This window comes from Pollutimonas nitritireducens (genome assembly GCF_002849615.1).
In the GTDB taxonomy this organism is placed as follows: domain Bacteria; phylum Pseudomonadota; class Gammaproteobacteria; order Burkholderiales; family Burkholderiaceae_B; genus Pollutimonas; species Pollutimonas nitritireducens.
This window is the reverse complement of the sequence record NZ_PDNV01000015.1, coordinates 45414-57764: the sequence shown is the minus strand read 5'-3', so window position 1 is coordinate 57764 and position 12351 is coordinate 45414. Positions and strand designations below refer to the sequence as shown.

Below are 12351 nucleotides of genomic sequence, written 5' to 3'. Positions count from 1 at the left end.
AGGGATAGGGGTGACGGCCGAGAAAGAATTACTGTCCTATGGACAGGGTACGCATCATCATGCTTTTGGCGGTGTTGATGACTTCGACATTTGCCTGATAAGACCGTGAAGCAGAGATCATGTTGACGGTTTCCGCCACCACGTCCACATTGGGCATTGCGACATAGCCGTCGGCATTGGCCAACGGGTTCTTGGGGTCGTACTGCATGCGTGCCGGCGCGCCGCTCTCGACGACTGCCGCCACTTTCACGCCGCCAACCGACTGGGAATAGGCCTGGCCCGTCACCGGCGCCATCTGGAAAACGACCTGGCGGGCACGATACGGCTTGCCATCGGGGCCGGCAACGCTGTCGGCATTGGCCAGGTTGCTGGCCGTAACGTTCATGCGTTGGGATTGGGCCGTAAGGGCCGATCCGGCGATCTCGAAAATATTCATCGTCGACATGGACTTTCCTGTTTTCCTGGTGCTGCGGTTTACTGCTGCAATGCCGCCATCATGGATTTGATCCGTGATGAGATAACGGCAAGATCGGTTTGGTAACGCATGGTGTTGTCGGCAAACTGCACGCGTTCGACATCCATGTCGACGGTATTGCCGTCTAGGCTGGGCTGGAAGGGCTGGCGATATAAAAGTTCTGCCGGATCAGGGGTGACTGCCTTGGCCGGAATATGGCGTGCGGACGTCAGCGCAAGCTGCGTATCCGGCAAGCGCAGGCCTTCGCCCATGGCATTGCTCAGCGCTGAGCTAAAATCAAAGTCGCGCGATTTGTAGTTGGGCGTGTCGGCATTGGCAATATTGGCTGCCAATACTTCCTGCCGCTGCTGGCGCAAGTTGATGGCTTTTTGGTAAAAGCCCAAGTCTTCGCCTATCCGATCGATCATTTGCCGTTCACCCGGTAATAACGATGCCCGCAATGGATGTCCGCAGGCAATAGACCCATGTGGCGACCTACTGCCGTTCACATAACAGAATAGTAATGGCGAGGCACTAAGCCTAAAGTAGGAAATAAGCCACTATTTATCATCCAGTTCCGGGTATGACGCACTATTGCCTTCGATAAAATGTGCATATGCTCAAGTTCCCCGCCACTATTAGTTTGCTTGCCGCCAGCCTGTTCGCCTGGCCTGCAAGCGCCAGCCCCTCGGGCGCGGCCATTGCGTCGCAAGACCCCGCCATCGTTGCCGCCAAAGTCGAGAACTTTCTTGCGCGCCAGGCCCGAAGCTACCCGGGGTCCTCAAGGGTCACGGTCAATATGCCGGGCGTCGCGAATCAGCCCGCATGTAAGCAGCTGCACGTTTACCTGCCAAACGGCCAGCGGCTCCAATCGCGTATGACAGTTGGCGTGCGCTGCATGGCGCCTGTCGAGTGGAACACGCGTGTTCAGGCTAACTTGAACATACAGGGCTATTACTACGTTGCCAACCACACGATCCAACCCGGCCACACCCTCTCACTGAGTGATTTGACCGGACGCGAAGGCGATTTGCTCAGCGTGGCGCGCGGGGTCGTGTTCGATCCCAGCCAGGCCGTCGGATATGTCGCCAAATACCGCATTTCAGCGGGCGGCGTCATCAAGTCCAGCGCGCTGCGCGATCCCGATTCCATCGCGCGAGGCCAACAGGTACGCACCGAGGCGCGGGGCGTAGGCTTTGTAGCCACGGGCGAAGGCAAGGCGCTAGAAGGCGGTGCGCCAGGCGCTCAAATCCAGGTAAAATCCAGCTCAGGCCAGATCGTCAGCGGAACGGTGCTCAACTCGAATACGGTCCAGGTAATCATGTAACGATATGGCGGCACTCGTAATTTTGCGTAAGTACGGGCCAAAGACCTAAACTTTCCAGGAACGGGGCCGTAAAACGATACACGAACGCATTACACTGCCTGCCAGGATTCATCCGGAGACCGACTTGAAGATCACTTCACCCGCTATAACCAGTACCGCCAGAACCAGCGTCGCCGGCTCGCGTACTGACGGCGTGACCCGTGCAAGCGCGTCGTCGCCCAGTTCCAGCAAAGGCGCGGTCGACCTAAGTTCGACGGCCCGTCATCTGTCCAATCTCCAGAACAGCGATGGCGATATCAACGTAGCCCGTGTCAACGAGATCCGCGACGCCCTGGCATCTGGCCAACTTAAAATAGATCCCAGCCGCATTGCTGACGGCCTCATCGCAAGCGTACGCGATCTGCTGAAATAGCCAGGCAACGGGTCCTTCCACACCGATCAGCGCATCGCGCCCGACTCAAACAATCGCCAAATGAATAACGTTGTATTGCAATTGGAACAGTGCCTGGAGCAGGAAGTCGATCTGGTCCAGTCGTTTATTTCCGTTCTTGAAGAAGAAGCCCAGGCGCTGACCGAAGCCGGCGATACCGATGCGCTGGGCGAGTCGACTGTAGCCAAAAATCGCTACGCGGATCAACTTGCCTTGGTGGCCGACGAACGCCAGGCATTGCTGGCCCAACTAGGCTACCCCGGCGATAAGCCCGGACTCGATGCCGCGGCACTCAATCATCCCCAACTGCGCGATTTGTGCAAGGCCCTGCTGGAAAAGGCGGATACAGCCAGCCAGTTGAATGCGTCAAACGGTATTGTCATCAACACTTTCCTGGCCCACAATCAGCAGGCGCTGGATATGGTGCGCGGCTTGGTCGGCGCCAGCAATCTGTACGATGCCAGTGGTAGGAAAAATTCCGCCCAGCCCGGCTCCGGCAAGAAGTTCAAGGCCGGTTGATCACCTCGCCGGCGGGACTGTGGTCGCCGGTTAAACGGCGACCATTTCTTTTAGCGCGAACAACTTCAGCATGGCGGGCATGGCGGTCAGCGACGGCAGGCCCGGCTTTCCGGTGACAGTGCCTCCCACCTTGCGTGCCAATGCAGCGCCTGGGTCTTGCTTATACTGCCATGCCGCCATCCCCAACTGAGTCGCCAACATCGCTTTCTTGGGTAATGATTCCGCATCCTTGCGTTGCTCCAACAGTTGCCACGCGCGTGCGGCATGGCGCATGCTGGCTTTGGCTTCGGCGCGCAAGACCAACCAGGCGGCCAGCACGTCGGACGCCATGTCCAGTGCAAACATATTGCTGAGACCATAGAGAGTCTTGATGACCAGCCCATCGACCCGGTTCACGATACGCACGCATATGACCTGCAGAAGCAATGAATCCTGCTGCCGTGCAATGATCTCTACGGTTTCGCTGGCTACCCAAAGCGCGATGTCTTCCGCAGGCTTGCCCGCAATCTCCGTGATCACCCCCGCATAGACCGGAATAGCCACCGGATGGAAAATGAGTGTCTTACCCAACGCGCCAACCGTGGTGGCGCAAGCGTCCAGTTCCACACGCGTGGTGGCCGGGCATTGAGTCAGCCACGATACGTCCAGGGACGAAATGCTGCGCCACAAGGACTGGGTCCCGCCTTCGAACAAATGCACGATAGGCATGGCCGAGGGATGTTCGCTCAGCCACTGGACCTGCCGGTGCAAGGCCATGCCGGTCGCCGGCGCCTGTTGTGCGCTCGCGCCGCAGGACGAGTGCCAGCCATCGGCCAGCCCAAGCTGTTGCACCGGCGATGTCAATGGCATGCCATCTTCGGCGACCAACAAGCTGGCGCGCAAAGAACCGCGCGCGCCTGACGACGATTTGATCGTTACCTGATCGTGCAAGGCCAACAGATGCTTATGATTTTTTTCGCCCGCGACGCCTTCTGCGATGCGCAACCCGTGCTCGACGTGACCGGCCAGCGTTACGGTATCGGGCTTCGATGCGGTATAGCTGCGCCACAGACCGTAAGCCTCGATGGGCGCCGTCGCCTCATCGATATAGGCACATGCCGCGTCGAGGTCCTCCATGGACATGCTGGAGGCGGGCTCCAGCGCCATCGACAACAGGCCTGGCAGCAGGCGCTTGCGTCGGCTCTCGACATCGGCACTGCGGGCATCGTCGGCAGGCGGCTTGGCCAGCGACATCAAGGCGGCAAAATCGGCTTCGGTCGGCGCGTACAAGGCGCGACTGAGCTGGTTGTGGACCAGTGCCTGGTCCACCAACTCCATGGCGGACGGAAACGCGAGGTTTTCCGGCACCTTCTGGCCGGTGGAAATATAATGGATAGGCAGGCGGTAGCGTATGGCTGTGTCGAGCGCGGCGCCCAGGCGGCTGGCTTCGTCGACCTTGCTGATGATGCAGCCCTTCAATGGTGTCCCGCCGTCGTTGCAGTACGTGCGGGCCACTTCATCGAGCGTGTCGCCGTGGCTGGATGCATTCAGAACCAATAGCCGGCTGACCTGTCGCCCTGCCCCCGCAAGCATGGCGGCCTGCTCGGCAATATAGCGGTCACGCTGGCTGATTCCAACATTATCGATAAGAATGGTTTGGTCTTCGCGTATCCCTTGCATGACCTTGCGCAGTTCGATGACATCCTGCACCACGTGTACCGGAACGCGCATGATTTGGCCGTAGATCTTCAATTGCTCATGCGCGCCGATGCGATAGGTGTCGGTCGTAAGCAGCACCAGCCCGTCCGGCCCAACACGCTTGAGGCAGCGCGCGGCCAGCTTGGCAATGGTCGTGGTCTTTCCAACGCCGGTCGGACCCACCAACGCAAGCGCCAGCCCGGGCGTCCATAGTTTGTCTTCGCTGGACACTACCGGCAGGTGGGTGACCAATTCATTGCGCGCCCACTGCAAAGCTGCCTTGGCAGTCAATTGTTCAGGCAGGCGCTTGAGCATGGCGCGCAACAGCGCGGTGCTAAAACCGTAGCCGAGCAAGGTCTGGAACAGCGATACCGCCTGGGGCGCACGTCGCAGTTGATTCCCCCACACCAGCTCGTCGATGCGGGTTTCCAGTGCGCCACGCATGGCGCCTATGGCGTCCATGACATCGACCTCTTGCTCCAGTGCCGGAGCCGACGCTGTGGCAGCCGGCATGCGTGAGGCTGCCGAAGCCGGCCTTTGACCACCAGGCATCGGCGTCGGCGCCGTGGGAAAACCACTGACTACGGCTGGCTCCTCAGTGGCGACGGCCACCGATGTGGCGTCTGACGCCAGGATTTCCACACCTCCGTTGATACGCCGGTTCGACACGATGAGCGCATCGGGTCCAAGCGCCATGCGTACCTGACGCATCGCTTCGCGGTTGGTACTGCCAAAAAAACGACTTATATTCATTAAGCGGCTCCGCCGATCACAGCGGTGATGCGCAAGGTGCGTTCATCCGGTATTTCGGCGTTGGAAAGCACCCCGATCTGGGGGAAATGGTGACGCAAGAAGCGGGACAAGGACGCCCTTAACACAGGAGGCACGACCAGCACGGTGGCGTCGCCGTTGGCCTCCTGCACCTGGACGGCGCGCTGTGCGTCGTTCAGCACACTGTCGGCAAGGCCGGGTTCCAGCGCACCACTGGTGGTCAAGGCCTGGGTCAGCACACGTTCGAGACGGGGGTCGAGGCCGATGACGCGCAGCTCAACATCGCCGGGGAACCATTGCTGGGTAATGGCACGACCTAATCCTACACGGGTCAGCGCCAGGAGCTCGTTGGAGTCGGGGCCGGTGCCGGTCGCGTTAAGTGCAGCAAGGCGGGGCGCATGCTCGGCCAAGGTTTCCACGATCGTGCGCATATCGCGTATGGGCACCTCCTCGGCGAGCAGGCCACGCAGCAATTTTTGAAGCAGCGTCAGACTGACCGTCTTCGGAACGAGGTCTTCAATGAGCTTGGGCACTTCGCGCCCCACGTGATCGAGCAGAGACTGCACTTCCTGACGGCCCAGCAGTTCGCCGCCATAGCGATGCATGAGGTGGTTCAAGTGGGTGGCGATGACGGTGCCCGCATCGACAACTGTGTAGCCGGCGATCTGCGCTTGCTCGCGCAAGCCCACATCTATCCACACTGCAGGCAGACCGAAGGCGGGGTCTGTCGTGATGTTGCCCGGCAATTTCATGGTTACACCGCCGGGATCGATGGCGAGCCACTGGCCTGGCGTGGCAGACCCGCGTCCGACTTCCACGCCCGAAAGCAGGATACGGTAATCGTTGGGCTTGAGCTCCAGATTGTCGCGTATGTGGACCACGGGAGGCAGAAAACCGACATCCTGGGCAAATTTCTTGCGCAGACTGCGTATGCGATGCAGCAGTTCACCGTTCTGGGCGTGGTCAACCAGCGAGATCAATCGATAACCCACTTCCAGACCCAGGGGATCGACCAATGCGACGTCGTCCCAGGTTGCCTCGGCCGCGGCTGCTTCGACCGCCGCCTGCACTTTTTCCGGTTCTTCGGCTTCCGCCAGCTTCTCCGCCTGTTGGCGCTTGTACATCAACCATCCGCCACCGGCCAGCGCGGCTGCAAGCAACAGGAAGGCAACGTGGGGCATATTGGGGATCAGGCCCATGGCGGCCATGATGCCGGCAGTGATGAACAGCACATTCGGATTGGCAAACAGCTGGCTGACCATTTGCTGGCCAACGTCCTCGTCTGTCGCCACGCGCGACACCACGACGCCCGCGGCGGTCGAAATCACAAGCGCGGGAATCTGGGCGACCAGGCCATCGCCAATGGTCAACAACGTATAGACACGCGCGGCCTCGCCAAAGGCCAGGTCGTGCTGCCCTACCCCGATGAACAGGCCGCCAATGACGTTGATGATCATGATGAGCAGGCCCGCAACCGCGTCGCCGCGCACGAATTTGCTCGCGCCGTCCATGGAACCGTAGAACTCGGCCTCCTGCGAGACTTCCATCCGGCGCCGGCGCGCTTCATCCTCGCCCACCAGACCCGCGTTCAGGTCGGCGTCGATCGCCATCTGCTTGCCCGGCATGGCATCCAGCGTGAACCGCGCGCCCACTTCTGCGATCCGGCCAGCGCCCTTGGTGATGACGACAAAGTTGATGATGACCAGGATAACGAAAACGATGATACCGACCGCAAAATTGCCGCCCACCAGAAAGTGACCAAAAGCCTCGATGACTTGGCCGGCCGCATCCGGGCCTTTATGGCCATGCAGCAATACCACGCGCGTCGATGCCACGTTGAGCGACAGGCGCAACAAGGTGGCGAACAGCAGCACGGCCGGGAAAGCAGCGAAATCGAGCGGCTTCTTGGTGAACATGGCCACCAGCAATATCATCACCGACAGCGAGATATTGAAGGTGAACAACAAGTCCAGGATGAACGGTGGCAGGGGCAGGATCATCATGCCCAGCACCATCAGGATCAGCACCGGACCAGCCATCAGGCGGGCATGTTGTCCGCCGTTGGCCTTGAGTAAAGCAAAAAAATTATTCATTATGTCTGTGCCGCAACCTTATGTATGCCCTCAGGATCGAGCTCTGGCGGGACCACCAGGCGGGAAGGCTTCGAAGGCTCTGTTCCCGTACCCATATTCCAGCTGCGCAACTGGAAGACCCAGGCCAGCACTTCTGCCACTGCCGAATAAAGCTCGCCTGGTATTTCATGACCAAGTTCCACGTTGTGATACAGCGCCCGAGCCAATGGGGGCGCGCTAAGCACGGGCACCTTGTGTTCGGCGGCGAGCGCGCGCACCCTTGCCGCAACCAGGCCGGTCCCCTTGGCCACGACCCGCGGCGCCCCGCCCTGTCCTTCCTTGTAGACCAGTGCCACGGCATAGTGCGTCGGATTGGTAACGATGACATCGGCATTGGGCACTTCGGACATCATGCGGCGTCGAGCCATCGCGCGTTGCTGCTGGCGTATCCGACCCTTGACGTGAGGGTCGCCGTCACTTTCCTTGTGCTCCTGCTTGACGTCCTGCTTGGACATCCGCATTTTCTTGTAGTGACTGAACAATTGCCAGGGCGCATCGATGAGCACGATAAGGAACAGCGCCGAGACGATCAAGGCACAGCAAAGGGCCACCAGCTCCATCCCGGATGTAAGTGCTTCGGTAGGCGTGGTGTGCATCAGCGACAACATCTGGTCGCGGTAATTCCAGATTACCATTGCACCAACGGTACCAATTACCGTCGCCTTGGCCAAGGTTTTGATCAATTCCACCACAGTCTGCGCCGAGAACATGCGCGCGACGCCTTTGATCGGATTCATGCGCTCGAACTTCGGCTCGAGCGCTTTCGTGGAAAACATGAAGCCGCCAAGCAGCACAGACGAAAAAATAGCCACCACCACCAGCGCGATGAAAAGAGGTGCCAGTGCCAGCAAGGCCTGCAAGGCGGAATTGCCAGCGACCGACAGCATGACGTTGGTGTCCCGCCCCACCCGCAGATCGAACCACAAGCCGGATTCGAGGATGCCATTCAGGCTGTGATAGATTTGCGCCCCGCCGAACCACAGCATCGCCACGCCAGCGCTCAACAACATAAAGGTGTTGAGCTCGCGTGAACGTACGACCTGGCCTTCTTCGCGCGCCTTCTCCAGGCGCCGCGGCGAGGCGGGTTCGGTTTTTTCGAGGTCGCTGTCCTCAGCCATTCATGGGTAGAAAAACGTGGGTTGGTACGGGAAGATCCGATGAAACACGATTCTAGACGAACCACCCACAGGCGAATGCCCAAGCAAGCCCACTAAACCCGCTTAATTCATCTCCACGAACTTGGCGTAGTCGATGCCGATGCGCACCGCGCCCCAGCGGCTGTTGTCGATGTCCACGGGAATGGACACATCGGTGACTATTTCGCCGGTGTCCCGTGTATACGTCTGGCACAGCACGCCGGACTGGTTCTTGACTGCCGCCTGGCAGACCGGGTCTTCGAAAATGCGCTTATTGCGTACATGCCGGGTATCGTGGTCCAGGTTGCCCGTCGGCGTACGCGAGTAGCGCGTATTGTGCGTGGGACAGTAACCATGCCGATCGACCAGCAGCGTATAAAAACCGCCAGGCAATTGTTCGAGCACGTAATCCAGTATCTGCGTCAACGGCTCGTCGATGGCCATGTCGTAGGCCGTGTTGAACCGCGCTGGGTTGCTGTTGGGAATGCGGCGGTACTGATCGTCGAATATGTCCGCCCCGCGGCGACTGGCCTGGCGCAACAAGGTCGCACAGGCCGAATTGAGTGACTCCAGCACGCTGACCAGGGAATCGAAAGGCGTATTGCCAGTGCGCAAAGCCGCCAGCATTTCTTGCAAGTTTTCCGACTTGACGCGTACGGCCGTCACCTGCTGGCTCATGGCTCCCATCCCTTGCTGGACCTGGGAACTCAGCGTTGCGATACGCTCGATGGAACGGTTCATTTCCTGGTTGGTTACATTGACCTGCTCCACCGTGGAGACGACCTCGATCATCTGCGTGTCTATGCGCTCGAACTCACTGACGAACTGATTAAAGCTGATGGTGAACCGGCCCACGACATGGTCCGACGTCGTCATGTCTGTATGAATGTCATCGGTCTTGCTGCGTGTGTCGGCGACGAGGTCCAGAATCTCGCTGGTGTGCTTGACAATCTCGCCCGTGGCCGAATTGACCCGTTCCGCCAGCTTGCCCACTTCGCTGGCCACCACGGCGAAACCGCGCCCTGCATCGCCGGCGCGGGCAGCCTCGACACCTGCGTTCAGGGCCAGCAGGTGTGTCTGAAGTGCAATGTCCTTGATAAGGCGGCTGGTGTCTTCGACCGAGTGGGCGCGCTGACTGAGCTGCGACACCACGCCGGAGAACACTTCCATCTGGGCAGCCACCCTCGACACCCGGGTTTGCAGGTCGTTCAGTTGCTGCAAAGTCGCGTGCGCCACTTCCATTTGAGTATGGAAAGCGGCTGCGATTTCGGTGACGGCCGCTTCCGTCTGGTTGGACATGGTGGAAATCTGCTCGCCACGGGTCGCCAGACCTTCGGCCTCGAGCGCTTGCTCGCGCGCCATATCGCCGCACACTTCTGTTTGTGTCTGGAGTCGAGCGGTATTGAGCGAGATATCGATGCTGGCATTGCGCATGGTGACGAAGCGATCGCGCAAGGTGACCAGGAATCTGCCAAGCGGCCAAGCTATCGGGCTAAGCGTCCAGGCTCTGTCCGAGAGCGTGGCCTCGCCACGACTTAGCCGCCCGAGCAAACGCGATACACCCACGGTGCGGCCGGATTTCTTCTTCATTTTTGTCTCCCCAGACGTTCACTTTAATTTTTATAAGCTGACCCGTTGTCCGGGCCGCCCTATCGTAGCAACATCACCGCCTGGCAGCAATAACATCCTGTACCCGACACATCGTCTGTGCCGGCGAAACTCCTATCGGTCAGAATCCCAGGCTGGAGAGCAGATCGTCCACCTGATCCTGGCTGGTCACCACGTCGACCTTGCCCGCCGGGTTGACATCGGGTCCATTCAATAGCGACGCGGCTTCCTCGCGTTTTTCCTGGGGAACGCTATCGATCAACACTTGCACCAGTTCCGTCTCGATGGCAGTGACCACGCCCAGCATCTTCATGATGACCTGGCCAGTCAAGTCCTGGAAGTCTTGCGCCATGATGATGTCCAGGAGATTACCTTGGGAGGCCTGCGTCTTCCGGGGAATATCTTTAAGCAAGGTGCGTGTGTCGTCGACAAGCTCGCGAGCCTGATCGAGTTCCACCGGATGATCGAACCAGCTTTGCCAACGGGCATCCAGCGCCTTGGCGTCTTTCTGCATGCTTTCCTGCAGCGGCTGTGTCTGCTCGGCGGCGTTCAACACACGGTTGGCGGCCTGCTCGGTCATGCGCGCCACATAATGCAGCCGATCGCGCGCGTCGGGAATGGCATGGGCTGCGTCCTTGATAGCTTGGTCCAGGCCCAGCTCGCGCATGCTTTCCCGTAGTTTGCGCGTGACTGAAGCAATGCGATGAATCAGGTCTACCGGTTGCTCATCGGTCTCGTTGGCCAGGGGAAGTTCAGTTGTACTCATGGCTATCCCCTTATGCACCGAGCTTTTCAAAGATCTTGTTCAGCTTCTCTTCCAACGTAGCCGCGGTGAACGGCTTGACAACGTAACCATTCGCGCCGGCCTGTGCCGCGGCAATGATGTTCTCTTTCTTGGCTTCCGCAGTAACCATCAGCACCGGCAGCTTGGCCAGGACGGGATCCGCCCGAATGTTTTGCAACATTGCCAGACCGTCCATATTGGGCATATTCCAGTCGGAGACCACGAAATCGAAATTTCCGTTGCGTAGTTTTTCGAGACCCATGGCGCCGTCTTCGGCCTCGTCCACGTTCTCGAAGCCCAGGTCCTTAAGCAGGTTCTTGATGATCCGACGCATGGTTGGAAAGTCATCGACAACCAGAATTTTCATGGTTTTCTGTACCACTTAACACGCTCCAAAATAATAAATAGCCGAGAATCTTCGGGGAAAATCAGACTCTATGGCCATATGAGCCAGCACTTGATAGGATGCGCTGGCTGATTTCCGATAACGGCACCGCGCTGTCGGCTGCGCCTATATGCAGCGCCTCGCGCGGCATGCCAAATACAACACAACTTGCTTCGTCTTGTGCGAAAGTAATGGCACCGGCCTGCTTCATCGCCAGCATACCCAATGCCCCATCCTTTCCCATGCCCGTCAGGATCACGCCGACCGCATTCTTTCCAGCCACTTGCGCGGCGGAGTGAAACAGCACATCGACCGAGGGACGATGCCTGTTTACCGGATCGCTGTAGTCGAGCTTTACGACGTAATTGGCGCCAGAGCGTGCCAGTTTCATGTGTGCAACCCCGCCCGGGGCAAGATAGACATGTCCGGGCAAGACCCGTTGACCGTCTTCGGCCTCGTGCACTTGCACAGCGCACAAATTGTCTAGCCGTTGCACGAACGAGCGGGTGAAACCGGCCGGCATGTGCTGGGTGATCATGATGGCCGGACTATTTGCCGGCAGAGGTTCCAACACTTGACGTATGGCTTCCGTGCCACCTGTGGACGCACCGATCAGCACGAGTTTCTCGGTGGTCGAGAACACAGGCGTCAACCGCGCGGCAGGTGCGTGGCCCGCCTGACGTGGTTGCCTGGGGCGCGAGGTGGCGGCCGCACGGATCTTGTCCGCGATCAACTCGCTGTATTCGAGCAAACCGTCGCGCAGGCCAAGTTTGGGTTTGGTCACGAAATCGACCGCACCGAGTTCAAGCGCGCGCAGCGTGACTTCAGAATTGCGTTCGGTCAAGGACGAGACCATGACCACCGGCATGGGCCGCAAACGCATCAGGCGTTCGAGAAAATCCAGGCCGTCCATGCGTGGCATCTCGACGTCCAGCGTCAGTACGTCAGGATTGTGCAATTTGATCAACTCGCGCGCAATGAGCGGATCGGGCGCGGACGCGACGACTTCCATATCGGGTTGCCCGTTGATGATCTCGGTCATCAAGCCTCGAACCAGAGCCGAATCGTCCACACACAGGACTCGAATTTTCTTCATTTATGATGCAGCTCAATAAACACGGTGATCGG

General features: G+C 59.2%; 12 protein-coding genes. 3 read left to right on the top strand and 9 right to left on the bottom strand.

The window, feature by feature from the left end; all coding sequences use genetic code 11:
• Window positions 1-28: 28 nt before the first annotated feature.
• The gene (gene flgC / locus CR155_RS19405; RefSeq protein WP_102071695.1) at window positions 29-445 is read right to left on the bottom strand and encodes a flagellar basal body rod protein FlgC; all 417 of its coding nucleotides are present in this window, start codon (window positions 443-445) and stop codon (window positions 29-31) included.
• A 29-nt stretch (window positions 446-474) separates the two neighbouring features.
• Window positions 475-882, bottom strand: a complete 408-nt coding sequence (gene flgB / locus CR155_RS19400; RefSeq protein ID WP_102071694.1) for a flagellar basal body rod protein FlgB — start codon at window positions 880-882, stop codon at window positions 475-477.
• A 188-nt stretch (window positions 883-1070) separates the two neighbouring features.
• On the opposite strand from flgB, the gene flgA reads away from it, so the two are divergent.
• The 3 genes from flgA (at window position 1071) to CR155_RS19385 (ending at window position 2730) form a co-directional block, all read left to right on the top strand.
• Window positions 1071-1781, top strand: coding sequence for a flagellar basal body P-ring formation chaperone FlgA (flgA, locus tag CR155_RS19395; protein WP_102071693.1), 711 nt, complete (start codon window positions 1071-1073; stop codon window positions 1779-1781).
• A gap of 124 nt (window positions 1782-1905) precedes the next feature.
• Entirely contained in the window at window positions 1906-2193 is a 288-nt protein-coding gene (gene flgM, locus CR155_RS19390; RefSeq protein ID WP_102071692.1) for a flagellar biosynthesis anti-sigma factor FlgM, read from the top strand.
• Window positions 2194-2253: 60 nt separating this feature from the next.
• Window positions 2254-2730 (top strand): flagella synthesis protein FlgN, encoded by a 477-nt coding sequence (locus tag CR155_RS19385; RefSeq protein ID WP_102071691.1) that lies wholly within the window; start codon window positions 2254-2256, stop codon window positions 2728-2730.
• A 30-nt stretch (window positions 2731-2760) separates the two neighbouring features.
• Here the strand turns inward: CR155_RS19385 and flhF are convergent, their stop codons facing one another.
• From flhF to CR155_RS19350, 7 genes are all read right to left on the bottom strand, one after another.
• Complete coding sequence (flhF, locus tag CR155_RS19380; protein ID WP_102071690.1) at window positions 2761-5160, bottom strand: flagellar biosynthesis GTPase FlhF; 2400 nt, start codon at window positions 5158-5160, stop codon at window positions 2761-2763.
• Window positions 5160-7271 (bottom strand): flagellar biosynthesis protein FlhA, encoded by a 2112-nt coding sequence (gene flhA, locus CR155_RS19375; RefSeq protein WP_102071689.1) that lies wholly within the window; start codon window positions 7269-7271, stop codon window positions 5160-5162. Before flhA ends, flhF begins: the two co-directional genes overlap by 1 nt.
• Complete coding sequence (gene flhB / locus CR155_RS19370) at window positions 7271-8428, bottom strand: flagellar biosynthesis protein FlhB (RefSeq protein ID WP_102071688.1); 1158 nt, start codon at window positions 8426-8428, stop codon at window positions 7271-7273. Before flhB ends, flhA begins: the two co-directional genes overlap by 1 nt.
• Window positions 8429-8530: 102 nt before the next feature.
• Window positions 8531-10036, bottom strand: a complete 1506-nt coding sequence (locus tag CR155_RS19365; protein ID WP_102071687.1) for a methyl-accepting chemotaxis protein — start codon at window positions 10034-10036, stop codon at window positions 8531-8533.
• A gap of 139 nt (window positions 10037-10175) precedes the next feature.
• The gene (gene cheZ / locus CR155_RS19360) at window positions 10176-10820 is read right to left on the bottom strand and encodes a protein phosphatase CheZ (RefSeq protein ID WP_102071686.1); all 645 of its coding nucleotides are present in this window, start codon (window positions 10818-10820) and stop codon (window positions 10176-10178) included.
• 10 nt (window positions 10821-10830) lie between these two features.
• Window positions 10831-11220 (bottom strand): chemotaxis response regulator CheY, encoded by a 390-nt coding sequence (cheY, locus tag CR155_RS19355; protein ID WP_102071685.1) that lies wholly within the window; start codon window positions 11218-11220, stop codon window positions 10831-10833.
• Window positions 11221-11266: 46 nt separating this feature from the next.
• Entirely contained in the window at window positions 11267-12319 is a 1053-nt protein-coding gene (locus CR155_RS19350) for a protein-glutamate methylesterase/protein-glutamine glutaminase (RefSeq protein WP_102071684.1), read from the bottom strand.
• Window positions 12320-12351: the final 32 nt, after the last annotated feature.